Genomic DNA, 24,302 nt, shown 5'->3' with positions numbered 1-24,302 from the left:
CTTGACGGCCGGTCTTACAAGGCTTCGGTATTGGTTTCACCGGTGCGGATACGCACCGCCTGATCGATCCCGTAGACGAAAATCTTTCCATCGCCGATCTGACCGGTCTTGGCGGCAGAGGCGATCGCTTCCACAGCCTTTTCGGCAACATCCGTCGCCACAGCGACCTCGATCTTCAGCTTGGGCAGGAAGCTCACGGCATATTCCGTGCCGCGATAGATTTCCGTGTGCCCCTTCTGCCGTCCATATCCCTTGACCTCCGTGACGGTCAGGCCTTGGATACCGACAGCCGTCAGTGCTTCGCGCACTTCATCCAGCTTGAACGGCTTGATAATGGCCATCACAATCTTCATCTGGTTTCCCATCCTCTGGTTTATCCTCGGCGAAAAACGCCGTCTCTCCTCGACGCCGACCTACGACAGGGGGCAGCGACTATCATCCTACATTCAAACCGTGTGCCAAGTTTCAGGCGGCGTCTAAGCTATTGAAATACAAGGATCATAATGGAGAGCGCCAAAAAAAAGGCACCGGAATGGGCGAAAATATGGTTTTTTTTGTGCAAATTCAAAAAATCGCACAAAATTTAATCATTTGCCTTTTTCCGAATCAAGCCTTCCTGGGCAACGGAAACAACCAGCTGGCCTGTCCGCGTATAAATTGAGCCTCTGGTCATTCCCCGGCCACCCGACGCGCTGGGGCTGTCCTGGGAATAGAGCAGCCAGTCATCGAGCTTGTCGGGCTGGTGAAACCACATCGCATGGTCAAGGCTGGCGGCCTGGATGCGCTGGTCGAAAACCGAAGCGCCGTGGGCATAGAGCGCGACATCCAGGAGCGTCATGTCGGAGAGATAGGCCAGCACGGCTGCCTGCAAACGGCGGTCGTCCGGCACCGCACCGGTCATGCGCACCCAGATATCGGCCTTTGGTTCCAGCTTGTCCTTTGTCAGATAATGCAGGAAGGAGGTGGGGCGAAATTCCACCGGCCGTTCCCTTGCCCAATAGGCCCTGATATGGGCAGGCGCTTGCGACAGAAACATTTCGCGAAATTCCCGCTCGCCCATCAACCCTTCCGGCGGCGTCACATTGGGCATGACGAGCTGGTGGGAATAGCCGTCTTCGTCCTGCTGGAAAGAGGCCGACATCGAAAATATCATCTGGCCGTGCTGGATGGCAACGACCCGGCGGGTCGAAAAGCTGGCGCCGTCACGGGTCCGCTCGACCTGATAAAGAATTGGCACCGCCGGATCGCCGGGACGCAGGAAATAGGCATGCAGGGAGTGAACGTAACGCTCGCTATCGACACAGCGCTGCGCTGCCATCAAGGCCTGGGCGATGACCTGGCCGCCGAATACCCTTTGCCACCCGACCTGCGGGCTGGTGCCTCGGAACAAATTGACTTCCAATGCCTCCAGGTTCAGCGTTTCGATCAGTTTTTCCATCGGTGTGGCGGAATTTTCTGTCTGCGGCATTTTGGAAAAGCTCCGGCGGTAGGAAGTCGGGTCCAAGTGATCTATATAAGACCAGAAGCACGATACAAGCTGTAAGGGAGTAGATGATGGCGGATCTGGTTGTAGTCGGAGGCGGATATGTCGGTCTCTCGGCGGCGCTCGCCGTCAAGCGCGCCGCGCCGCATCTGGACGTGACGGTAATCGAAGCAGCCCCCGAAGGCCAGTGGCGCAAGGACCCTCGGGCCTCGGCGGTGATTGCGGCAGCCACCAAAATGCTTGAGGTTTTCGGCGTCTGGAGCACGATCGAACCGCAGTCTCAGCCGATCAACCGGATGATCGTCACCGATTCGCGCACCAGCGATCCGGTTCGGCCCGTCTACCTGACCTTTGACGGCGAAGTCGAGGAGGGCAAGCCCTTCGCCTATATGGTGCCCAATGTCGCCATGGTCGGGGCGCTTCTCGATGCTGCCGGTGAGGCGGGAATTTCCATTCGCCATGGCGTGAAAGCCGCAGGCTTTTCCGTGAACGGCCATAAGGCCGAAGTCGCGCTTTCCGACGGCACAACCCTTGACTGCCGCTTGGTTGTCGCCTGTGACGGCGTGCGCTCGCGCATCAGGGACATGGCGGGGATCAAGACCGTCACCTGGGCCTATGGCCAGTCCGGGATTGTCACCACGGTCGAACATGAGCGCCCGCATGGAGGGGTGGCAGAGGAGCATTTCCTGCCCGCTGGCCCCTTTGCCATCCTGCCCTTGACCGGCAATCGCTCGTCGCTGGTCTGGACCGAGCGCAGCGAGGATGCGGACCGGCTGGTGGCCGAGGACGACCTGATGTTCGAAACCGAACTGGAGCGCCGTTTCGGCCACAAACTCGGCGCTATCCGTGCCACCGGCGACCGGCGTGCTTTTCCGCTGGGACTGACGCTTGCCCGCTCTTTCATCGGGCCACGGCTGGCGCTCGCAGGGGATGCCGCCCATGGTATTCATCCGATTTCCGGCCAGGGCCTCAATCTTGGCTTCAAGGATGTGGCGGCGCTGGCGGAAACAATCGTCGATGCCGATCGCCTCGGCCTCGATATCGGCGACCTCACGGTTCTGGAACGCTACCAGACCTGGCGTCGCTTCGACACATTCCGCATGGGCGTGACCACCGACGTGCTGAACCGGCTGTTTTCCAACGATATTACGCCGGTAAGAATCGCCCGGGATTTCGGGCTGGGTCTGGTGGAACGGCTGCCGAAACTGAAAAGCTATTTTATTTCGGAGGCCGCAGGAACAGCGGTGAAGGGCGGTCCGAAACTTCTGACCGGTCAGGCGATCTGACACAGACTGTGACAGGTGACTGGCGAGGCCAACGGCCTCCAGACAGCGCCTTCAGTCTTCGATCTTGCGGGCTTCCGATACCAGCATGATCGGAATGCCATCGCGGATGGGATAGGCAAGCCTTGCCTTTTCCGAGACCAGCTCGTTGTTTTCCCGGTTAAGGGTCAAGCGGCCATTGGTCAGCGGGCAGACCAACAATTCCAGCATTTTCGGATCGACACCGTTCATCCGCTGGTCCATGGCTTCGCTCCCTCATTGTCTGTCCATTCACCGTTACTGTAAAACCGGCTCCACGTCGCCAAAACCGCGTGCCAGATAAATTTCGGTAATGGCAATCAGGGTTTCCGTGCGGCTATGCAGATCGGTTGCTTCCAGCAAGGCCTGTTTTTCAGCAGGTGTGAAAGGCGACATCATCGACAAGGAATTGACCAGGGTCAGGTTGCTGGCGCGCTGGACGCTGTCCCAATCCGCCTCCAGTTTGTTGGCATCGAGATAGGCTCGGAACACCGCGAGCAACCGCTCCCGATCCACGCTGTTTTCCTGGCCTTCAGCCGCCAGATCGGCCATGAACGGCGAAATTCGCACCGTGCGGAATGGATGGGTGGTTTTCAGCTCTTCACTCAGCCGGAAACGGCAGATTCCACCCAATGACAGAATATAGCGGCCATCGCCCGTCTCGGCGAAAGAGGTGATCCGTCCGATGCATCCCATGCTGCACAGGGCCGGAATACCGGTGGCAATCTCATAGGGCTCGGTCAATGCCGGCTGAATCATGCCGATCAGCCGATTGCTGCGCAATGCGGCATCGAACATTTCCAGATAGCGCGGCTCGAATATGTTCAGTGGCAATTGCCCACCGGGCAGCAGAAGAGCTCCTGCCAGCGGAAAAACCGGCAATGTTTCCGGAAAATCAGCCGCCGTCAGATATCGCGCATTGCCGACCTGCATTCCACCCTCCTGAAAGAGCACCGAGCCAATGCCCAGCCGCTCTTTAATTCATTATAATGTGGCATGCGCCCGGCAAATCTCAAGGTGCGCCTGCCACAGAACACAACTTCCACCCGTCTGAAGGTAGGGATCAGCCCTTGACCAGGGCTCATCCTGTTTTCTGCCTTCAAACCCGTTACGAAAACAAGATCGAAGACAGCTTGCGCCGAGCCTGAATGGTGGCCGGGTCCTTCGGGCCCCAGACCTCGAAAAATTCAACCAGTTGGCGGCGGGCGCCATCGTCATCGAAGGTCCGGTCTTTTTTCATGATCAACAGCAGATGATCAGCCGCGTCTTCGCGCCTGCCCTCGACATTGCGGATCTTGGCAAGCTTCAGCCGTGCCTCGTGATCGTCAGGGTTAAGCGACAGCTGCTGCTCCAGCGCCACCGGATCGCCCAGCTTGCGAGCCTCTTCGATTTGCTCCAGCTTTTTGGCCACGGCCTGGATTTCCGCAGCTTTCGCCAGTTCTTCGGGCAGGCCATCGACAATCTGGCGCACCCGTTCATGCTGATTGAGGGCAAGCATGCATTCGGCAATGCCGGCAACCGCCTTGGCATTTTCCGGATCGGCCTGCATGACCGCCGCATAGAGCTGGGCCGCGCCGTCGAAATCGCCGCCATCGTAAAGCCCCTTGGCCTCTTCCAGCACCGCTTCGATTTCCGCCGCCTGATCGGCACCGCCGTCCGGGCCACCCAGCTTATCGATGAACTGCTTGACCTGGCTTTCCGGCAGCGCTCCCATGAAGCCATCGGCAGGACGGCCATCGACAAAGGCGACGACGGCAGGAATGGACTGGATACCAAGCTGACCGGCAATGGCCGGATGGTCGTCGATATTCATCTTGACCAGCTTGACCTTGCCCCTGGCTTCATTGACCGCCTTTTCGATGATCGGCGTCAACTGGCGGCAAGGGCCACACCAGGGCGCCCAGAAATCCACCAGGACCGGCTGGCGGCGGGATTCTTCCAGCACATCCTTGGCAAAGCCCTGGGTGGTCGTATCCTTGATCAGACCACCAGCGGGCGCCGCTCCTGCAGAAGCCGGTGCTGCCGCAGCAGGCGCCGTGCCGAATTGCGCATTCGCCGTCATCTGCCCGCCATAGGAGCCGCCGTATGGATTACCAGAATTACTCATCACCATCTCCCGCCTGTTCCTGACAGCCCGGGCGTTTGAAACGCATTCCAGGTGCCGTTTTATTTCCACCGTCCGCAGATTCCGTTTCATACCGCAACAGAGATCGGGAACCATGTCGCAGCCCTTGTCCCGGCCACATGATCTTTGCAGGGTTCCTTGAATTTCAATGAACCGTGTAAGCGTTTAAATCGTGCCTCAGGCCGTGACTTTCAAGACGTTTGCCTCATGTCCAGTCGCCATCAGAAAGCGCAGGAGGTCGTCGCGGCCAATCGAGGTTGTAGCGTCATTCGACAGCGGATGGCAATTGATGATCTCATGCTGCATCAGGTCTGCATCCAGAACGAATGTCACCTTGTTGCCCGTGTCGTTTATTGCGCCGAACGCCGTCACCGAGCCGGGGACGACACCCAGATACTCCATCAGCTTTTCCGGCTTGCCAAAGGACACCTTGCTGGCCGCACCGATCAGCGTATGGACGGTCTTCAGATCGACAATAGCGTTTTCCTCGACCACCAGCAGGAAGAACTGATCCTTCTTGTCCTTGACGAACAGGTTCTTGGTATGGCCGCCAGGGATCTCATCGCGTAGGGACACCGATTCGGCCACGGTAAAGACCGGCGGATGTGACACTGTCCGGTGCTCGATGCCGAGGCTGTCGAGAAATGCAAACAGGTCTGCGGGCGATTTCGGCATAATCTCTGTCATGATGGTCCTGCTTCAGAAGATAGTCTTGGCGACACCCCGCGGTTAAACGATATCAAGCGATCTCCTTCAACTGTTTTATGCGCCAATCGTCTATTCAAACAGGTCGTGAACAGCCCTTATTTCCAGCCCTCACCAAACGTTGAAAATTTTCATTGCCATAGAATAACTTAGGCCCCGATTGGAAAAAATCTTGGAGACGCCGTCATTTCCCTGTTGCAATCGAAAAGCAGTTGGGCCATATACCGCCCGTCGCCGCAACACAGCGACCCACGGTTCAGCTTACTACCCCGGACCGATGGACAATGAGCGGGTGTAGCTCAGGGGTAGAGCACAACCTTGCCAAGGTTGGGGTCGAGGGTTCGAATCCCTTCGCCCGCTCCAATTTTCCAAAGATAAATTCAAGCGTATGATTTCCCGAAGGGGAGATTGCGCTTTTCCGTATCTGAACGAGCGGTTTGGGCGTTACAACTGACGACGCTAAAACCCTTCCCTGATAAGCTATCAAAACTTGCCTTTAGCAAAAGCGGCATCGCCAAACGCGATCCGAATGGCGACACCGGAATGCGAAGTGCGTCAGGTCGCCCGTATCGGCTTATGTCCCATTACCCTGCCAATGATGATGACCAGCACGCCAGCAATGGCGAGGCAGGCCGCCAGGAAGAACATCGGAGCAATCGTGCTGCCCGTTTGGTCGCGGATCAAGGGCACGACATTCTGGGCAACAAACCCGCCGAGATTGCCGACCGAGTTGATGGCTGCCAGACCGGCTGCGGCACCGGCCCCTTTCAGGAAGCGCGATGGAAGGCTCCAAAACACCGGCTGACCCGCGAAAATCCCGGCGGCGGCAAGGCACAGAAACGCAAATTGCATCACCTGATCTGTCAGTATAGCCGACATCACAAGACTGACGGCACCCACAAAGGCCGGGATGACAATATAGGGCGTCTTGTTTTCCGTCCGGTCAGCCGCAGACGGCACGACATAGAGGGCAATGGCAACCGCAACCCAGGGTATGATGTTGATCAGGCCATTCACCGTATTGGACACGCCAAACCCCTTGACAATAGTCGGCAGCCAATAGCTCAAACCATAGGCGGCCAGCGGAAAGCCGACATAGCAGAGCGACATCAGCAGCACGCGCGGATTGATCAGCGCCTTGAAGCCATTGTCGGCATTGCTGTCCATTCCGGTATTTTCAGCATCCAGCCGTGCCTGAAGCCAGGCTTTTTCAGCATCCGTCAGAAAATTCGCCTTGGCAGGCGTATCGGCAAGATGGAACCAGGTGACGATACCGGCCAGAACCGCGGGAATACCGGTGGCCAGAAACACCCATTCCCAGCCCTGATAGCCGAGGAAACCGTCGAGATCGAGCAATACGCCGCCCAAGGGCGCCCCGATGGCATTGGCAAGGGCGCTGAAAATCATGAACAGCCCGACCATCCGGCCTCGATAATCCCTTGGAAACCACAGGGTCAGCAGATAGAGCACGCCCGGAAAGAAGCCCGCCTCGCAGACACCCAGCAGGAAGCGCAGAATGTAGAACATCGTCGCGTTCTGGGTATATGCAAGCGCAATCGTCACCGCGCCCCAGGATACCAGGATGCGGGCAAACCAGCGGCTGGCGCCGAACCGTTCGAGAAAGAGATTGCTCGGCACTTCAAATAGAAAATAGCCAATAAAGAACAGCGACGCCCCAAGCCCATAGGCATATTCGCTCAAGCCCAGCGCATCGACCATCTGCAATTTAGCGTAACTGACATTCTGCCGATCGATATAGGCAATCAGGTAGAGAAGCCCCAGAAACGGCATCAGCCGCCAGGTGATTTTTGAAATCAGTGCTTTTTCAGAAACCAAGTCATGTCCTCCCACAACCGTCCCCTCCCCGCCAGCTGCTGCGGGGGACGGGTGATATAAACATGATTACGCCTTGATTGTTCCAATCACAACCTTGGGTAAATGCGCTCAGAAGAGGATCAACTCACTGAAAACACGTAGTCGGTTTCCTGACGTAGGGTTTCACCGGGCCGCAGGACAGCACTTGAGAAACCGGCCTGATTGATGGCATCCGGCCAGATCTGGGTTTCCAGACAAAAACCGGCATAAGCACCGTAGCGACGGCCCTCAAGACCGGAAACCGGTATATTGAGGTAGACCCCCGCGTAGAATTGAACGCCGGGTTCGGTGGTGCGCACTTCCATGGAAACGCCGGATTTCAGGCTGCGCGCCATGGCGACGCTGCGCTTGGCCACCCGTGTCTGCGACAGACAGAAATTGTTGTCAAAGGGCACCTGAACGCCGTCTTCTGTGCGACGCATGACGCCCATCTGCCGGAAATCAAACGGCGTGCCGATTACCGGGCGCTGCTCTCCGGTCGGAATCAGACGCTCATCGACAGGCAGATAGTGGTCGGCGGCAATCATCAACTCATGATCCAGCATGTCAGGCGAATCATCCAGGTTGAAATAGGAATGCTGGCAGAGATTGGCGAGTGTCGGCGCGTCCGTGGTCGTCTCATAGACCACCGACAACACACCGTCATCCTGGAGATGATAGGTCGCCCGGATGTGGGCATTGCCGGGATAGCCCGCCCGGCCCGCCGGATCGGTGATCTCAAGCACCACCCGGTCACGGTCAAGATCGGCAATCGTCCAATTGCGCCTGCCGATGCCGTCGCTGCCACCATGCAGATGGGTGAGGCCGCGCTCGTTGCATTCCAACTGATAGTCTTCACCGTCAAGGGTGAAACGTCCGTTTGCAATACGATTGGCCAACCGCCCGGGTGTCGCCCCGAAATAGGGAGAGTGGATGGCATAGTCTTCGAAATGCTCGAAACCCAGCACCAGCGGTGCCACATGGCCTTCCATCCGGAGATCCTGGATCACCGCTCCCCAGGTCAGCACCTTGGCCTTCAGGCCACCGCCATGCAGCGTGACCTGCTCTACCGTTTCACCCTTGGTGGTCGTGCCAAATTCCAGACGCTGCATATGCTTCCTCACCCTTGCATCGACGGTGCCTGCCATAGGCGGGCGCGTCATCGTTTCTGCTGTGTCACATAGGTTTATTGCATAATTCCTCAAACCGAAATCGTTTACAGATAAAATATCCAGCAACCATAAAGCGTTACGGCAGGCATCAACGCACCATAGACGATGCAGGTCGGACTAGCGCGACAGCTCGCGTGCCGCATCTTCCAACCCGCCAAGCGTCAGGGGATGCATTCGCCCGCCCATGAGGTGCGAAATCAAACCGATGGAATGGGTATAGGCCCAATGCTCCTGCTGCATCGGATTGAGCCACAAACATTTGCGAAAATGCTCCGTGATGCGTGAAAGCCAGAGGGCACCGGGCTCGCCATTCCAATGTTCCACCGATCCGCCGATCATGGTGATCTCATAGGGGCTCATCGCCGCATCGCCGACGAAGATCACCCGGTAATCCGGCCCATAGGTTCGGATAATCTCTTCCGTTGGGATGACATCGGTCCGGCGACGGCGGTTGTCTTTCCATACCCGCTCATAAAGGCAATTGTGGAAGTAGAAATGCTCCATATGCCGAAATTCCGACCGGGCCGCCGAAAACAACTCCTCCACGCCTTTGACGTGATCGTCCATGGAGCCGCCGATATCGAAGAACATCAGCAGCTTGACGGCATTGCGCCGTTCCGCCTGGGTCTTGATATCAAGATAGCCATGCTCTGCCGTCGCACGGATCGTGCCACCCAAATCAAATTCGTCCGGGGCACCTTGCCGCACGAACCGGCGCAACCGGCGCAGGGCGACTTTGATATTGCGGGTCCCAAGCGCAACGGAATCGTCGAGATTGCGAAATTCCCGCTGGTCCCAAACCTTGACGGCGCGCCGGTGGCGCGAGCCGTCCTGGCCGATCCTCACCCCTTCCGGATTGTAGCCATAGGCCCCGAAGGGCGACGTGCCCGCCGTGCCGATCCATTTCGAGCCGCCCTGATGGCGCGCCTTCTGCTCGGCCAGCCGCTGTTTCAGCGTTTCCATCAGCCTGTCGAAACCACCCATGGACTCGATCAGCTTCTTGTCTTCCTCGGACAGGTGTTTTTCGGTCAGCTTGCGCAGCCATTCTTCCGGCAGAGCGGTCTCAGACACACCCGCCTGCGGCCCACCAGTCGCTTCCAAACCCTTGAAACATTCGGCAAAGACCAGATCGAAACGATCGATATGCCGCTCATCCTTGATCAGCGTGGTGCGGGCCAGATAATAGAAAGCCTCAATGTCGAAATCGACAAGGCCGCGCCCCATGCCTTCCAGCAGGGCCAGATATTCCCCGAGGGAGACCGGGACTTTCTGTTGTTTGAGCTTGAGGAAGAAGGGCAGGAACATCGGCGCTCAGAGCGGTTGCTGATAGATGATGAAGGGGGTCTTGTCCGCCACCTGATCATAGAGGCGCCGGGCCGTGCTGTTAAACTCCTGGGTCATCCAATAGACCTTGCCCGCGCCAGCTTCCACCGCCGCAGCGTTGACCGCTGCAATCAGCGCCTGACCAATACCCAGCCCACGCACCTCAGGATCGACATAGAGATCCTGAAGATAGCAGACATCGGCAATATACCAGCAGGACCGGTGAAAAACATAATGGCTGAGGCCCACAGCTTTACCCTCAGCCACAGCCAGGAAGCCGCGAAATTCGCCAGCTCCCTGCCCCGTCAGCCTGGCAAAGGTGGTCGCATAGACCTCTTCCGGCAGTTCCGTTTTGTAGAAAGCGAGATAGGCGCTCCACAGGCGGCGCCAGTCTGCCTCATCATCGACAGTCAAGGGACGGACCAGAAGATCGCCTGTCATTTGCCGCGACCCTTGCCGATATCGTTCAAGTCATAGCTGGTGGTCTGATACATCTCGTTGATCCAGTTTCCAAACAGCAGATGCGCGTGGCTGCGCCAGCGGTTGAGCGGCGTCAGTGTATCATCGTTGTGGGGAAAATAATCATACGGCAGGCGAATCGGGATGCCAGCACTGACGTCGCGGAAATATTCATCCGCCAGCGAGGTGGAATCATATTCGACATGATTGAACATGTAGAGCCGGTTTCCCCTGTCCTCATGCACCAGACAGACGCCCATTTCGTCGGATTCCATCAGGATGTTCAGGTCCGGCACTTTTTCGATATCGGCGCGGCGCACCTCGGTCCAACGAGACACCGGCACCTGGAAATCATCCGAGAACCCATTGAGATAGATGGACGACGGCGCCAGATTGCGATGACGGAACACGCCGAAGGCTTTTTCCTTCAGCCCGTGTTTCGGCACCTTATGGAAGTGATAGATCGCCGCCATCGCGCCCCAGCAGACATTCATCGTCGTATGGACATTGGTTTCGGTCCAGTCGAGAATCTGCTGCATCTCGCTCCAATAGGTGACGTCCTCAAAGGGCAGCGTTTCCACCGGCGCACCGGTAATGATCAGTCCGTCGAACTTGCGATCCTTGACCTCTTCCCAGGTCTGGTAGAAGGACAGAAGATGCTCTTGGGGCGTGTTCTTGGCCTTATGCCCGCCGATCCGCACCAGGGTCAGCTCCACCTGCAATGGCGATGCGCCGATCAGCCGGGCAAACTGCACCTCGGTCTTGATCTTGTTGGGCATAAGATTGAGCAGGGCGATCTGCAACGGGCGAATATCCTGACGGATCGCTGCGGTTTCCGTCATGACCCGCACACCCTCATGAACGAGGGCGTCGAAGGCGGGGAGCGTATCGGGAATCTTGATCGGCATCGGCTTTAAACTTTCCTGTCACGGCACGGTACGGCAGCTTTGCTATCGCCATCGGCCTCGGAAAGTCTTGGATAACTTGCCTCGGCCCTTTAGCGACTTATTTTACGTGGCTGCAAGCCGGCCGGCCAAATCACCACGATAATACCAAGTCTCTGACATGCTGACGCATCCTCGACTTGAAAAATTGAAAATATCTCAAATGCGTCAAAGGCTTGAGATATTTTCAAAGGGAATACGAAGAGTCATTTTCAATGAATCTTCGTATAAGACGGTTATTTACGCCTTCACCCGTTACGAATCAATGAAAAGATCAGTTGCACCGCAGCAAGGTTCAGCGTCCGTCCCGCGCTCCGTCACGCCGGGCCATAAAGGCCAGCCGCTCGAACAGATGCACGTCCTGCTCATTCTTCAAAAGCGCGCCGTGCAGTTTGGGCAGGGCATTGGCGGCATCGCTGCGCAAATCGGCGGGATCGACCTCGTCAGCCACCAGCAGGCGGATCCAGTCCAGAGCTTCGGAGGTCGACGGACGTTTTTTCAGGCCCGGCGTTTCGCGGATCTCGTAAAACCGGGTCAAGGCCGCCTCGAGCAGCCGCTGCTTGATGCCGGGATAGTGAACCTCGACGATCCGCGCCAGCGTCTCGGCATCTGGAAAGCGGATATAATGGAAGAAACAACGGCGCAGAAAAGCGTCGGGCAGCTCTTTCTCATTGTTGGAGGTGATGATGACGATCGGGCGCACCTGCGCCTTCACCCGCTCGCCGGTCTCATAGACGTGAAACTCCATCCGATCCAGTTCCTGCAACAGATCGTTGGGAAACTCGATATCGGCCTTGTCGATCTCATCGATCAGCAGCACGGTTTTCCGGCCTGCGGCAAAGGCTTCCCAGAGCTTGCCACGCCTTATATAATTGCCGATATCGCTGACGCGCGGATCGCCCAGCTGGCTATCGCGCAGGCGCGACACGGCATCATATTCGTAAAGACCCTGCTGCGCCTTGGTGGTGGATTTGATCGTCCATTCGATCATGTCGAGACCAAGAGCCGCGGCAACCTGGCGGGCCAGCTCGGTCTTGCCGGTGCCTGGCTCCCCCTTGACCAGCAGCGGCCGTTCCAGCGCAATGGCCGCATTGACGGCCACCGTCAGGTCCTTGTCGGCGATATAATCCGCGCTTCCGGTGAATTGCCCGGCAAATGGCATGATCTCTCCAATTCATCGTGAATTTCGGTGAAAGTAATCAGCGGCACAGCCAGCGACAAGCCAGTGCAGGCCAATCTCTTCACAAATAAAGCTTGTATTTTGTTTGAAATCTGCCACTTTGGCCCCCACATCCTGCTCGACCATTCAGGATGGGGTCACCTTTTCCGGCAGGAAAGCGTTTTGGCCCCGAATGGGCATGAGTTAAACTTTCCTCTGCCTGACTGAACTGCAAGGCCGGACGTTCCGGTTTTTTGTCTGTGCCGCTGAACCGGGTGCGGTTCGATGGCAGGATTGGGCAGGGACTATCCGTTTTGCAGCGGCACGTGAGCGCCGGTATCGGCGCACAGCGCTGCAAAAATCCGCACCGCGCCGTTCGCACTGTTGTCCGCATCTTTTCGCCCCGGCGAAACCAAAGCGGTTTCCCGGCGCATTTTCGTTTCGGCATTTGATCCGCGAGCAGTAGTCCTGCAAGGAGACCGGCATGACGGCGCATTTATACAAGACAGGCGACATGGTCGTGCTGAAAGACGGTCCCGTCAGGCTTTCGCGGTCGGTCGGCGTGTGCAAGGTACTTGCCACCCTGCCGGAATCCCAGGGCGCTCGGCGGTATCGGGTTCGCTTCGAAAGCGAAACGTTCGATCGGTCGATTGCCGAGGACGAGATCGATGTCAGCCGTTCGCCACGGTCAGGCACGGCCTCAAAAACACAAAAGCCGGGCGCTGCCTGGCTGGCGCCAGTCAATTCGAAATAACCAGATTATCATCCTCAACCATCAAAGGAGAGACAGTGCAGGTACTCGTCAGGGATAACAATGTTGAGCAGGCATTGCGCGTGCTGAAGAAGAAAATGCAGCGCGAAGGTCTGTTTCGTGAAATGAAGGCCCGTTCGGCCTATGAAAAGCCGTCGGAAAAGAAGACCCGCGAAAAGGCCGAGGCCGTGCGCCGCACCCGCAAGCTGGCCCGCAAGAAGCTTCAGCGCGAGGGCCTTCTGCCTGCGCCGAAGAAAAAAGTTTTTGCACCACGCGCCCAAGGGTAAGGGCGGAAGGGCAAGGGGCACATCGCCCTTGGCCATAAAATCGAGACCGGGCAAATCCGTGCAGGTCTCGAATCCTTTGTTTCAGGCCATTGGGCTCAAGCCTACTGTGCCTCGGGCAATCGGACTGGAAAATGCCGCAGGCGTTCCGTTGATCACGGAACGCCTTTTGCATTTGGCCTCAGATGCGTTATGGCATGGCCATGACGGAAAGCACCTTCACCATTCTGCTCGGCGGTCCCCTCGCCATCACGCCCCGGCTGCTCGGTACTGTTGCAGGAACCCGCGCCATCGCCGCCGATGGCGGCATGCGCCATGCCGAACCGCTGGGACTGACGCCCGAGCTATGGGTGGGCGATTTCGACAGTTCCGACGATCTGCCCGCAGACCGGTTTCTGGATATCCCGCGCCTGCCCTATCCGGCCCGCAAGAACCTCACGGATGGTGAAATCGCCATTGAGGAAGCCCGCAAGCGCGGCGCGACCTCTCTGCTGCTGGCTGGCGCGCTTGGGGGAGAACGATCCGACCACGCGATGATGCATCTGCTGCTGGCAGTGGCACTGGCGACCCAGGGGCTTGATCTGCATCTTACATCCGGGGAGGAAGAGGCGTGGCCGCTTGCCGCAGGCAAGACCATCACCCTGGATCTGCCACAGGGTTCGCTGTTTTCCATTCTCGGCTTTTCCGCGCTGGCCGGGCTGACCATTGCTGGCGCCCGCTATCCATTGCAGGGTTTCGATCTACCATTCGGATCGTCCCGCACCATTTCCAATGTGGCCGAAGGTCCGGTAACGCTGTCGCTTGGCAGCGGCGACGCCGTGATTCTTGCCCGCCCTTATGACATGACCGGAGCGTGACCCTTGGCACCGCCAATCCTGAAACTTGACAATATCTTCCTGTCCTTCGGCGGCGCACCGCTGCTCAACGGCGCAGGCCTGCAAGTCGAACCGGGCGACCGCATCTGCCTTGTCGGCCGCAACGGCTCGGGCAAGTCCACCCTGATGAAGATCGCTGCCGGTCTGGTCGAGGCCCAATCGGGCGAAGTGTTCCGCCACCCCTCGGCCACCATCCGTTATCTCGAACAGGCCCCGGATTTCGGCAGCCACGCCACCGTGCAGGCCTATGCCGAGGCAGGGCTTGGCCCCGGCGACGACCCGTACCGGGTCACGTATCTGCTGGAACATCTGGGTCTGAGCGGCCAGGAGGATCCAAAAAGCCTGTCGGGCGGTGAAGCGCGCCGCGCAGCCCTCGCCCGCGTTCTTGCCCCGGAACCCGACATCCTGATGCTGGACGAGCCGACCAACCATCTCGACCTGCCGACCATTGAATGGTTGGAAGAGGAATTGCGCAAGACCCGCAGCGCCCTGGTGCTGATCTCCCATGACAGGCGCTTCCTGGAGAAATGCTCGACCGCCACCGTCTGGCTGGATCGCGGCCTGTCGCGCCGTCTGGCGCGCGGCTTTGGACATTTCGAGGAATGGCGCGACAAGGTGCTGGAAGAAGAAGAGATCGAACAGCACAAGCTGGGCAAGGCGATCGAGCGTGAAGAACATTGGCTGCGCTACGGCGTAACGGCACGGCGCAAGCGCAATATGCGCCGGCTTGGCAACCTCCAGACCCTGCGCGCCGACTATCGCGGCCATAAAGGTCCGCAGGGAACAATCCTTGCCAGCGCCACCGAGGGCAAGGAAAGCGGCAAGCTGGTGATCGAGGCCGACAAGATCACCAAGGCCTATGGCGAGCGGACAATTATTGCGCCGTTTTCAATCCGGGTGCATCGCGGCGACTGTATCGGCCTGGTCGGACCGAATGGCGCTGGCAAAACCACGCTGTTGAAAATGCTGACCGGCCAACTTTCGCCTGACGAAGGCACGATCAAGCTCGGCACCAATCTGGAAATTGCCACGCTCGATCAGAAGCGCGAGGACCTGAACCCTGATGACACGCTGGCCAACTACCTGACCGACGGACGCGGCGAGAACCTGCTGGTCAATGGCGAGCAGAAACATGTCACCGGCTATATGAAGGAATTTCTGTTTCAGCCGGAACAGGCCCGCACTCCGATCCGCAATCTGTCCGGCGGCGAGCGGGCCAGGCTGATGCTGGCCCGGATCATGGCGAAACCCTCCAACCTGCTGATCCTCGATGAGCCGACCAACGACCTCGACATCGAGACCCTGGACCTGCTTCAGGAAATCGTTACCGGCTATTCCGGCACCGTCATCCTCGTCAGCCATGACCGTGATTTCCTCGACCGCACCGTGACCTCGACCATCGCCCCCGCCAATCCGGAGGCCCCAGATGGCCGCTGGATCGAATATGCCGGTGGCTATTCCGACATGCTGGCGCAGCGCCGGGGTGTGGAAGACGAGCGCAAGCGCGTGGAAAAAGCCAAGACGCAGGAGGGCGGCGGCAAAAGCGCCGATACGACAGCCAAGAACAAAGGAAAATTGTCCTTCAAGCAGAAATTCGCGCTGGAAAACCTGCCGAAGGAAATGGAAAAGGCCGAGAAAGAGATCGCGCTGCGGGAGGCGAAAATGGCCGATCCCAACCTGTTCGTGAAGGACCCCGCCACCTTCAACAAGCTCGCCGCCGAAATGGAAGTGCTACGTCAGTCCATCGCCCGCATGGAAGAAGAATGGCTGGAACTGGAAATGCTGCGCGAAGAACTGGAGGGGTAACCCAAGCGCTCTATAGAACCGTGCGCAAAGGTCCGGTCTAGAGCATCGGACCGATGCTCTAAGTTTTTGTTTACGCATCGGATTTATCCGAAAACCGGTTCCCACTTTTCGGTCCGATGCTCTAGCGCTTTACATGTGTGGGATGAAGCCTTGCATTCCCAATGCCTGGAGGCACGAAGACATCTCCAGGCATTGGCATCACTACAGCGCCATGCGCCCTATATGGCGCACAAAGGTTCGCAGTCGCTCTTTATAGCGGCTGCATAATTTTCTCTTTAAACCGATTCCGGTTTAAAGAATGATGAAGTAACCATTATTTGGTTTTGAGCAGCCACATCTTGCCGGCCATGGTGATCCGGCGGGAATCTTGCTCGGCTTCTTCCGCAGTATTGCACCGTTCCAGCAGGCCCAGGTCCGTCAGTTCCGTCACGGTCGTGGTGGTGAGAAACTTGATCTTCTGCGGCCGTTCCTTGAAACGGTCGGTCCGGGAATACGTAACTTCTGCGTTCAGATGCGTCCATTTCTTCAGCGGCTGGGGATACAGATCGCCTTCCTTGGCAAGCTTCAATCCGCGGATCTGTGTGGGTGTCAATTCGATCATATCCAGCCTCTAGTGGGACCATTTCCAGCGCCAGGGACGCTCAAGGAAATGCTCTGTCTCTTGTGTGTTATACCAAGGCCCGAAGACGCTCACGCGTCCCTGCCTTGAAAAAAAAACGACCATCTCAAGTGCCTTAAAGGCTTGAGATAGTCGCAACGGAATACCGACTGCCATTGTTAACGGCTATTGGCATGATGCGGTGGCACGCGGAAACGGCCCAATGAATTCTGATATTGCGAGCGCCTGTGGAGAGGGCCCCAAGGGCAATGTCACAGTCTGCTTGGCGCGCAATTTCGCTTTTTTAATCCATATCTGGTTTAAAGATTATGCAGTAAGCTTCTGCGGGCAGAGAGTCTACTGGATAATTCCTTAAATCGGACGAGATGAAGCTCGCTTTAACGAGTTATGCCGTCGAGCAGGTCTATTCCGGCACCGGCACGTCCATCCGCTCCAGATGCAGGATGCGCGGCGATACCGTATCGATAAAGCCCTGGGCGCGGCCGATATAGATCAGCGTCGCCTCCTCTAACTGCGTCATCACCCCGGTCAGGATCGTCGCCGTTTCCGGCTCCACACCATCAAGCACATCGTTGAATACCACCCAACGGGGCTTGCGCAACAGGATATGGGCAAAAGCCAGCGCCATCTGCTCATCCTTGTCCAGCACCCGGTCCCAACGCTGCCGCTCGTCCAGCGCAGCGACAAGGCGGCTGAGCTTGACCGTTTTCAGCGCCAGCGTCATCGCTTCCTCGCTATAGGTGGAGGCATCCTCGGGATAGGCCAGGAGGTCGCGCAACCGCCCCTCCGGCATATAGGGGGACTGTGGCACGAACAGGATATGATCTTCCTGCGGCAGACGGATCAGGCCTTCGCCATAGGGCCAGAGGCCGGCGATGGCGTTGAAGAACTGTCGCCGGTTGATGCCGGGATCGCCGTTGACCATCACATGCTCGCCGGCAAGGATGGTGGGATTGTCCTCTTTCAGATGATAACCGCCCCAATGGGCCTCCGCCTCGACGGGGGTGCGGATATAGACATCCTCGAAAGCCAGTTCGCCCGGCTTTCCGGCCTCAACCCGGATCTGGCCTTCCACCGTCTCGGTCAGCGCCGGTTCGATCAGGGCGGCGCGCAGCACCATCACCCGCAGCAGTGTTGCCTTCCAATCGGCAATCGCCCCGAAATTATCGACATACCAGCGCAGCGCCGTATAGACCTGCGTGAAGGCGGAGGCCGCCATCATAAGGCCGCCGAAGGTCATCGTGCCGCTGAAATAGGCTGGCGAAGCAATCAGCACCGGCACGATCAGCGCCAGCCAGCCGAAGGCTGCCGACACCCAGGTCAGATTGGTCAGCGCCAGCGCCAGCTTGGAAATGATCGCCAGCACCCGGTCGATGGTGGCATGGATCTGGGCGCGCTCGACATCCTCGCCGCGCGCGAGCGCAATCGGCTCCAGATGCTCGTTGCTGCGCATCAAGGCAGCGCGAAGCTCGGCCTCGCGGGCATAGCGGGTGGCATTGAGACGGGTCAGCGTCGCTCCGACCAGATTGCTGGCCACCGCCGCACCGCCGGCATAGATCAGCGCCGCCCAGACCATATAGCCGGGAATGGCGATCTGATGGCCAAACAGTGTCAACGAGAAATCCCCGGACAATTTCCAGAGCACGCTGATGAAACTGACGAGCAGAATGGTGGATTGCACCAGACCAACGGTGAGCGACGTCGTCGATTCCGCCAGCTTGCGCGCATCTTCATGCAGGCGTTGGTCCGGATTGACGCCAAGCGGGCTGGAAACCGACAGCCGATAGGCACGCCTGCCTTTCAGCCATTGATCGACCATATCGCGCGCCAGGCCTTCGCGCATGTAAAGCGCGGTCATCTGGCTGAAAAAGGTCTGCGCCACATTGATGACCAACAGAAAGGCGGCAATGAAGAAGAAATTACGCAACTCCTGCCAAAACGCGGATAGATCGCGATTTTCCAAGGCATTGTAGAACGGCTGGTTCCAGCGATTGAGCAATATCTGGCCATAGGTCAGAAGCAGGATGACGCCCAGCAACGAAAGCGCCAGCAGCAGAATGCGCCCTCTTACATGGCTGGACCAGAAGGATTGGCCAGCCATGCGCATCTGTTCGGCAAATGTCATGTCCGGCGCGGCGGTTTCGTTGTCAAACATTCGTCGCGGTACAATCATCATTGATGACACGGCCTCTAATGCCGGTCTTGACATCAAGAATGCTCTAGTTACCACCGCTTGGCTACTGAATAATCACTTCTACCGGTCACAAATCAAAGGATGATTTCGAATTGGCCACTTTTTTAAAACGAATTGAGGATTCGTAAGCGACTAGATGTTTTAAGCCATAGAATATTGAAGACCTGCAAAATAACACAGGAAAAACAAGAAACCTTGTTTGTATGCCTCACTCCAATCTAAACAGAAGAAACCGCTCCACTCCCCGAAATATTTGGAATTCCAGAGAGTTTAGGAAGTATAACTCTTTCCGGCTTAGATATCATTTTGAAATTTCGCGCAGCAGGAAATGTTTGCGTTTTTCCGGGCTTTAATCCGACATAAGAACCAATGTCCATCGGATTCAATGGTGCGCTTAAATTGAAATCCGAAGTTGGCTTCTGAAGGCTTTGAGCGGCCTGATGAACACATTGTGTATAGCGGTCAGCCTCGGGGTGCCATCGATAAACATTGACGCAGCTTAGTTCAACGAGCAGAAATCTACCATTTGGCCTTTCAAATTTATCGACCACGCTCCATTTTATGTTCAGGGAACCTGTGGCGTATTGCCAATCAATATTACTGAAATATTTCTGCGCCAATCCGACAATACCGATCATGCTGGACGTTGGCGTGCCGCTATTTTCAAAGAATGCAACCATCTCGTTTATCTTACGCGTAATATGCGCTTTGACCGATTGATCTTCACCCATCAATTGCTTGACTGAAAAATAAACATCCGCGCCAGACCCTTGACGATAGTGATTGAGATAAGCTTCGGCCCGACCGCCGGGCCTCATCGTGTTTATGCGCGCTTGCTCAAGAATCTCGTTATCGCCCCAACTTCCCGTATGCCCACTTAGCATGCCCGTTGTGTGTATGCTGACGCAGGCGGTGTCCACGACGCCTTTTAAAACCTTGTTTCGAGCTTCACCTTGCAGTTTCTCGGCCATGACAAACTCCGTGATAACGGCTAAAAACCAATATGCGACAATAATTTTAACATTATGTCGCAATCAAGATATGATTGCAAGTGATGTGACCATCACACCTCTTGTAACCTCAAACAGAAGTGGCACGCCCCACCACAACATTGATAATACGCGACACCTAAAATCAGCGTGTATGGAACGGGTTAAATAGCCGCGTCAAACTATGCCAAGAAAACATCGGCCTTGGCATAATTGGACGTAAACATGATCTGTCATAGTGGCGTGCGGATCGTACCATTCCTCTTTTCCACCCCTTGCCAGCACATGACCGCCCAGTTACATCTGCACATAATACTCTAACGGGGTGCTCCGATTTGGTTCGGGGCTGAGAGGCTTACGCCAACCCGCGGAACCTGATCCGGTTAACACCGGCGGAGGGATTAGAGGTGCATTTCTGCTCCCCGTCTCTCCTTCATTGTTTTTGCTCAAGGAGAGACCATGCGCCGTTTGCTGCTAGCAGCCCTTCCCCTTCTTGCCAGCCTGACGGCCGCCAATGCCGAAGACAAAGTGCTGACCATCTACACCTATGAAAGCTTCGTTTCCGAATGGGGGCCGGGGCCGAAGGTGAAAGCCACGTTTGAAAAGACCTGCGGCTGCACCGTCAAGTTCGTCGGGCTGGAAGATGGCGTGGCGCTGCTGAACCGGCTGAAGCTGGAAGGCGCTTCCAGCGAGGCGGATCTGGCGCTGGGGCTGGACACCAATCTCACCGAGGAAGCCAAACAGACCGGGCTTTTCGCCCCCCACGGCATCGATGCGTCGGCGGCCCAGGTGCCTGGCGGCTTCAAGGACGATATGTTCGTGCCCTATGATTACGGACATTTCGCCGTCGTATACGACACCCAGACCATAAAAAATCCGCCCAAAAGCCTGAAGGAACTGGTGGAAGGCGACCCTGCCCAGAAGATCGTCATCGAAGACCCGCGCACCTCAACTCCGGGGCTCGGCCTGCTGCTCTGGGTCAAGTCGGTCTATGGCAAGGACGCACCCGCCGCCTGGGCAAAATTGAAGGACCGGGTGCTGACCGTCACCCCCGGTTGGTCGGAGGCCTATGGCCTGTTTACCAAGGGCGAAGTGCCGATGGTGTTTTCCTACACGACCTCACCCGCCTATCACATGGTCTCAGAAAACACCGACCGTTATCAGGCCGCAGACTTTTCGGAAGGGCATTACATCCAGATCGAAGTGGCAGGACTGTTGAAAGGCGCCAAGCACAAGCAATTGGCCGAGGATTTCCTGAAATTCATGCTGACGACAGGCTTCCAGGATGAGATCCCGACCAACAATTGGATGATGCCGGTTACCAAGACCTCGACCCCGCTGCCGGAGGCTTTCAACCGTCTGGTCAAGCCAGCCAAGACCTTCCTGATGAGCCCGCAGGAGGTTGCCGCCAATCGCAAGGCCTGGATTGCGGAATGGCAGGCCGCAATGGCGGCGAAGTAAGGCTCTGACGTGGCTTTAAAGCATTTCCAGCAAAAGTGTTTAGCGGTTTTGCGTCCGGAAATGCGCAAAAACAAAGAGCGAGAACATTTTCGCGATTCGACGAAAAACGAAAATGCTCTAGGTTTTTGTTTGCGCATCGGAGTTTTCCGAAAACCGGTTCCCACTTTTCGGTCCGATGCTCTGGCACGGCAAAACCTGCTGCCGATTGCCGGTGGGGTCATCGGCCTTGCCGGCCTTTTTGCCTTTATCGGATTGGCCGTCTTCGCCCTGCTGCTCACCACTGGTGGCCATCTGCCGTTGGCGCTGGACAGTTACACCCTGTCCATCCTGCGCTTTACCCTGGTGCAGGCCGGGCTATCGACCGTACTGTCCCTTGCCTTTGCCCTGCCGGTGGCGCTGGCTCTGGCGCGGCAACGGCATTTCTGGGGCCGTCGCTGGCTGATCCGACTGATGGCGCTGCCCATGGGCCTGCCGGTGCTGATCGGAGCGCTGGGCCTGATTGGTATCTGGGGTCGCAACGGGCTTGCCAATGACCTGCTGGCGCTGCTCGGCCGTCAGACACCCGTCAGCATTTACGGCCTGACCGGCATTCTCATCGCCCATGTGTTTTTCAACATGCCGCTCGCCACCCGCCTGCTGCTCGCCGGGCTGGAGCGGGTGCCGCCCGATTATTGGCGCATGGCCGCCAGCCTTGGCATGGGTCCGATTGCGATTTTCCGGATGATCGAATGGCCAGCCCTCAGCCCCTTGCTTCCCGGCATTGCCGGGCTGATCTTCATGCTCTGCGCCACCAGTTTCACGCTGGTGTTGACGCTGGGCGGCGGACCGGGCGCCACCACGCTGGAAGTGGCAATCTATCAGGCGCTGCGCTTTGATTTCGATCCGCCCTTGGCCGTATCCCTGGCCACCCTGCAACTGGCCGTCACAGCCCTGCTGCTTGGCCTTTTGGCGCTGTTTCCGGCACCGGACGACCAGGCAATACCAGAGGAACGACCTGTGCTGCGGCTCGATGGCAAGGGGCTGGCAGCGCGGGCCTGGGATGGCGCCTTGCTGTTGGTCGCTCTGCTCTTCCTTGTTACGCCGCTTGCCAATATCGCTTTTGCCGGCATCAAAGCCGATCTCATGAAACTGCTGGGCGATCCCTCGGTCTGGCGGGCTGCCGGTCTCAGCCTTGCGATTGCCTTTCCCGCCGCCGTGCTGGCGCTGGGTCTCAGCCTCGTCTTCATCAATGCCAGGACAGCACTGGCAGGCCTGCGGCGAAAAACCTTGGCCGCAGTGACCCTGTCCCGGCTGATTGGCGCGACATCCTCGCTGGTTCTGCTGGTGCCGGTCATCGTGCTGGCCACCGGCTGGTTCCTGTTGCTGCGCCAGATGGGCAATGCGGCAGGGTTTGCCGGACCGGTGGTGGTGGCGATCAATGCGATCATGGCGCTGCCCTTTACCATGCGGGTCTTGGCGCCAGCCATCGCCACCCATCACCACCGCACGGCACGCCTGTCTGCAAGCCTTGGCCTTGGCGGACTGGCCAAGATCCGCCATATCGACTGGCCGGGCCTGCGCCGTCCGATCTTGACGGCCCTGTCCTTTGCCATGGCCCTATCACTTGGAGACCTTGGCGCGGTGGCCCTGTTCGGCGCCAATAATCTGGCGACTTTGCCCTGGCTGATCTATAGCCGGATGGGCAGCTACCGCACCGCCGATGCCGATGGCCTGGCACTGCTGCTCGGCCTTGTCTGCCTTGTGTTGACCATGATTGGAACAGCGGGCGGCTCAAGCGCCACCAAACCGGAGGATCGACCTTGAGCGAGACGGCCATTATCCCGGATGCCGCATCCGTTGCCGCAATTGTCCTCGACGCTGTGCAACTGCGTCTGGGAAACCAGAGTTTTGCTTTCAACGATCAGATCGCGTCCGGAAAGATCACGGCGATCACCGGCATGTCCGGCTCAGGCAAATCCACCCTGCTGAACCTGATTGCCGGGTTCGAGATCCCCGATCATGGCCGTATCCGAATTGGGTCGGAAGACATCACGGATCTGGCCCCCGCCAAACGGCCGGTCTCGCTGGTGTTCCAGGACCATAACCTGTTTGCCCATCTGGATCTCGCTACCAATATCGGCCTTGGCATTGATCCGTCCCTGCGGCTTGGCGCAGAGGATCGCCAGGCAGTCAGCGAGGCGCTGAAAAGAGTGGGGCTTGGTGGCTATGACCGACGCAAACCCGCCACGCTTTCCGGCGGCGAAAAGCAGCGCGCCGCCTTTGCCCGTGCGCTGGTGCGGCGCAAGCCGGTGCTGTTGCTGGACGAGCCCTTTGCCGCCCTTGATCCCGGCCTGCGCGCCAGCATGGCAGACCTGCTGCTGGACCTGCACCGCGAAACCGGCCAAAGCGTGTTGATCGTCAGCCACGACCCCCAGGATGTGCGGCGCCTGGCCGATGATGTGCTGTTTCTGGATCAAGGCCGGATTTCATTGCATTGCGATGCAAAAACCTTCCTTTCCGGCGAAGGCCCAGCCGCACTCAAGACCTTTCTCGGCCCCTTTCATGATCGAGACCGGTTTTAAGGCCATGATTTCGACGCGACCAACTGGCATGGCGTGATGCATACAAAGCACAAATGAATGCGATCATTAACATTTTCTTATCCAATTGACTGATCTTGTGCGATGCGCAGTTTTATCCAAATCAATAATATGCTGTTAAGGATTTGGATGAAAATCGTGAAACGTCCCGCATCGCAATACCAGCGAAATGGCGGGTGTGACTGAACAGGTAAGGGGACGAAGACGTTTCTAGGATGC

Annotated in this window: 23 protein-coding genes, 1 tRNA gene and 2 riboswitches; of the genes, 9 read left to right on the top strand and 15 right to left on the bottom strand. The window is 57.6% G+C overall.

What is annotated here, in order from left to right:
- Window positions 1–14: 14 nt before the first annotated feature.
- Together V6582_RS11660 and tesB are read right to left on the bottom strand one after the other, a co-directional pair.
- Window positions 15–365 carry a P-II family nitrogen regulator gene (locus tag V6582_RS11660; RefSeq protein WP_272492752.1) on the bottom strand — a complete coding sequence of 117 codons (351 nt, stop codon included), beginning with the start codon at window positions 363–365 and terminating at the stop codon, window positions 15–17.
- Between the two features lie 218 nt (window positions 366–583).
- Window positions 584–1,468 carry an acyl-CoA thioesterase II gene (gene tesB, locus V6582_RS11655; RefSeq protein ID WP_156631343.1) on the bottom strand — a complete coding sequence of 295 codons (885 nt, stop codon included), beginning with the start codon at window positions 1,466–1,468 and terminating at the stop codon, window positions 584–586.
- 86 nt (window positions 1,469–1,554) lie between these two features.
- Here tesB and V6582_RS11650 point away from each other — a divergent pair, with 86 nt between their 5' ends.
- A complete protein-coding gene (locus V6582_RS11650) occupies window positions 1,555–2,769 on the top strand; it encodes a ubiquinone biosynthesis hydroxylase (protein WP_156631344.1) in 1,215 nt (404 codons plus the stop codon).
- A gap of 51 nt (window positions 2,770–2,820) precedes the next feature.
- Here the strand turns inward: V6582_RS11650 and V6582_RS11645 are convergent, their stop codons facing one another.
- The 4 genes from V6582_RS11645 to V6582_RS11630 form a co-directional block, all read right to left on the bottom strand.
- Entirely contained in the window at window positions 2,821–3,009 is a 189-nt protein-coding gene (locus tag V6582_RS11645; protein WP_015917483.1) for a Trm112 family protein, read from the bottom strand.
- 33 nt (window positions 3,010–3,042) lie between these two features.
- Window positions 3,043–3,717, bottom strand: a complete 675-nt coding sequence (locus tag V6582_RS11640) for an LON peptidase substrate-binding domain-containing protein (RefSeq protein ID WP_156631345.1) — start codon at window positions 3,715–3,717, stop codon at window positions 3,043–3,045.
- A 175-nt stretch (window positions 3,718–3,892) separates the two neighbouring features.
- On the bottom strand, window positions 3,893–4,891 hold the full coding sequence (gene trxA / locus V6582_RS11635) for a thioredoxin (RefSeq protein ID WP_156631346.1): 999 nt from the start codon (window positions 4,889–4,891) through the stop codon (window positions 3,893–3,895).
- A 195-nt stretch (window positions 4,892–5,086) separates the two neighbouring features.
- Entirely contained in the window at window positions 5,087–5,596 is a 510-nt protein-coding gene (locus V6582_RS11630; protein ID WP_156631347.1) for a prolyl-tRNA synthetase associated domain-containing protein, read from the bottom strand.
- Window positions 5,597–5,902: 306 nt separating this feature from the next.
- Between V6582_RS11630 and V6582_RS11625 the strand changes: the two genes are divergently transcribed.
- Window positions 5,903–5,977 (top strand) — tRNA-Gly (locus tag V6582_RS11625).
- A 192-nt stretch (window positions 5,978–6,169) separates the two neighbouring features.
- Here the strand turns inward: V6582_RS11625 and V6582_RS11620 are convergent.
- The 6 genes from V6582_RS11620 to V6582_RS11595 form a co-directional block, all read right to left on the bottom strand.
- Window positions 6,170–7,450: an MFS transporter gene (locus V6582_RS11620; protein ID WP_156631348.1), complete on the bottom strand. Its 1,281-nt coding sequence runs from the start codon at window positions 7,448–7,450 to the stop codon at window positions 6,170–6,172.
- A gap of 119 nt (window positions 7,451–7,569) precedes the next feature.
- Entirely contained in the window at window positions 7,570–8,580 is a 1,011-nt protein-coding gene (locus V6582_RS11615; protein WP_197434349.1) for an aldose epimerase family protein, read from the bottom strand.
- A gap of 177 nt (window positions 8,581–8,757) precedes the next feature.
- The gene (locus tag V6582_RS11610; protein ID WP_156631350.1) at window positions 8,758–9,945 is read right to left on the bottom strand and encodes a vWA domain-containing protein; all 1,188 of its coding nucleotides are present in this window, start codon (window positions 9,943–9,945) and stop codon (window positions 8,758–8,760) included.
- A 6-nt stretch (window positions 9,946–9,951) separates the two neighbouring features.
- Window positions 9,952–10,404 (bottom strand): GNAT family N-acetyltransferase, encoded by a 453-nt coding sequence (locus V6582_RS11605; RefSeq protein WP_156631351.1) that lies wholly within the window; start codon window positions 10,402–10,404, stop codon window positions 9,952–9,954.
- Window positions 10,401–11,330: a homoserine O-acetyltransferase MetA gene (gene metA / locus V6582_RS11600; protein WP_156631352.1), complete on the bottom strand. Its 930-nt coding sequence runs from the start codon at window positions 11,328–11,330 to the stop codon at window positions 10,401–10,403. Before metA ends, V6582_RS11605 begins: the two co-directional genes overlap by 4 nt.
- Before the next feature lie 69 nt (window positions 11,331–11,399).
- A riboswitch (SAM riboswitch) is annotated at window positions 11,400–11,477 on the bottom strand.
- 184 nt (window positions 11,478–11,661) lie between these two features.
- Complete coding sequence (locus tag V6582_RS11595) at window positions 11,662–12,528, bottom strand: AAA family ATPase (RefSeq protein ID WP_156631353.1); 867 nt, start codon at window positions 12,526–12,528, stop codon at window positions 11,662–11,664.
- A gap of 481 nt (window positions 12,529–13,009) precedes the next feature.
- Here V6582_RS11595 and V6582_RS11590 point away from each other — a divergent pair, with 481 nt between their 5' ends.
- The 4 genes from V6582_RS11590 to V6582_RS11575 all read left to right on the top strand — a co-directional run bounded on the left by V6582_RS11590 (window position 13,010) and on the right by V6582_RS11575 (window position 16,241).
- Entirely contained in the window at window positions 13,010–13,279 is a 270-nt protein-coding gene (locus V6582_RS11590) for a hypothetical protein (protein ID WP_060718741.1), read from the top strand.
- Window positions 13,280–13,314: 35 nt separating this feature from the next.
- A complete protein-coding gene (gene rpsU / locus V6582_RS11585) occupies window positions 13,315–13,563 on the top strand; it encodes a 30S ribosomal protein S21 (RefSeq protein WP_015917494.1) in 249 nt (82 codons plus the stop codon).
- A 194-nt stretch (window positions 13,564–13,757) separates the two neighbouring features.
- Window positions 13,758–14,417: a thiamine diphosphokinase gene (locus V6582_RS11580; RefSeq protein ID WP_156631354.1), complete on the top strand. Its 660-nt coding sequence runs from the start codon at window positions 13,758–13,760 to the stop codon at window positions 14,415–14,417.
- 3 nt (window positions 14,418–14,420) lie between these two features.
- The gene (locus tag V6582_RS11575) at window positions 14,421–16,241 is read left to right on the top strand and encodes an ABC-F family ATP-binding cassette domain-containing protein (protein WP_156631355.1); all 1,821 of its coding nucleotides are present in this window, start codon (window positions 14,421–14,423) and stop codon (window positions 16,239–16,241) included.
- Between the two features lie 313 nt (window positions 16,242–16,554).
- Here V6582_RS11575 and V6582_RS11570 read toward each other — a convergent pair whose 3' ends face one another.
- From V6582_RS11570 to V6582_RS11560, 3 genes are all read right to left on the bottom strand, one after another.
- The gene (locus tag V6582_RS11570) at window positions 16,555–16,842 is read right to left on the bottom strand and encodes a hypothetical protein (protein ID WP_015917497.1); all 288 of its coding nucleotides are present in this window, start codon (window positions 16,840–16,842) and stop codon (window positions 16,555–16,557) included.
- Between the two features lie 421 nt (window positions 16,843–17,263).
- Window positions 17,264–19,015: an ABC transporter ATP-binding protein/permease gene (locus tag V6582_RS11565; protein ID WP_234889633.1), complete on the bottom strand. Its 1,752-nt coding sequence runs from the start codon at window positions 19,013–19,015 to the stop codon at window positions 17,264–17,266.
- Window positions 19,016–19,272: 257 nt separating this feature from the next.
- Window positions 19,273–20,025: a hypothetical protein gene (locus tag V6582_RS11560; protein ID WP_156631357.1), complete on the bottom strand. Its 753-nt coding sequence runs from the start codon at window positions 20,023–20,025 to the stop codon at window positions 19,273–19,275.
- A 329-nt stretch (window positions 20,026–20,354) separates the two neighbouring features.
- A riboswitch (TPP riboswitch) is annotated at window positions 20,355–20,461 on the top strand.
- 41 nt (window positions 20,462–20,502) lie between these two features.
- On the opposite strand from V6582_RS11560, the gene thiB reads away from it, so the two are divergent.
- The 3 genes from thiB to V6582_RS11545 all read left to right on the top strand — a co-directional run bounded on the left by thiB (window position 20,503) and on the right by V6582_RS11545 (window position 24,065).
- Window positions 20,503–21,504, top strand: a complete 1,002-nt coding sequence (gene thiB / locus V6582_RS11555; protein WP_156631358.1) for a thiamine ABC transporter substrate binding subunit — start codon at window positions 20,503–20,505, stop codon at window positions 21,502–21,504.
- 180 nt (window positions 21,505–21,684) lie between these two features.
- On the top strand, window positions 21,685–23,307 hold the full coding sequence (gene thiP / locus V6582_RS11550; protein ID WP_156631473.1) for a thiamine/thiamine pyrophosphate ABC transporter permease ThiP: 1,623 nt from the start codon (window positions 21,685–21,687) through the stop codon (window positions 23,305–23,307).
- Window positions 23,304–24,065, top strand: a complete 762-nt coding sequence (locus tag V6582_RS11545; protein ID WP_156631359.1) for a thiamine ABC transporter ATP-binding protein — start codon at window positions 23,304–23,306, stop codon at window positions 24,063–24,065. Before thiP ends, V6582_RS11545 begins: the two co-directional genes overlap by 4 nt.
- Window positions 24,066–24,302 lie beyond the last annotated feature (237 nt).

This window comes from Agrobacterium vitis, assembly GCF_037039395.1.
Lineage (GTDB): Bacteria > Pseudomonadota > Alphaproteobacteria > Rhizobiales > Rhizobiaceae > Allorhizobium > Allorhizobium vitis_E.
Note: the sequence above shows the minus strand (reverse complement) of the source record. Positions and strands in the feature narration are given on the sequence as shown.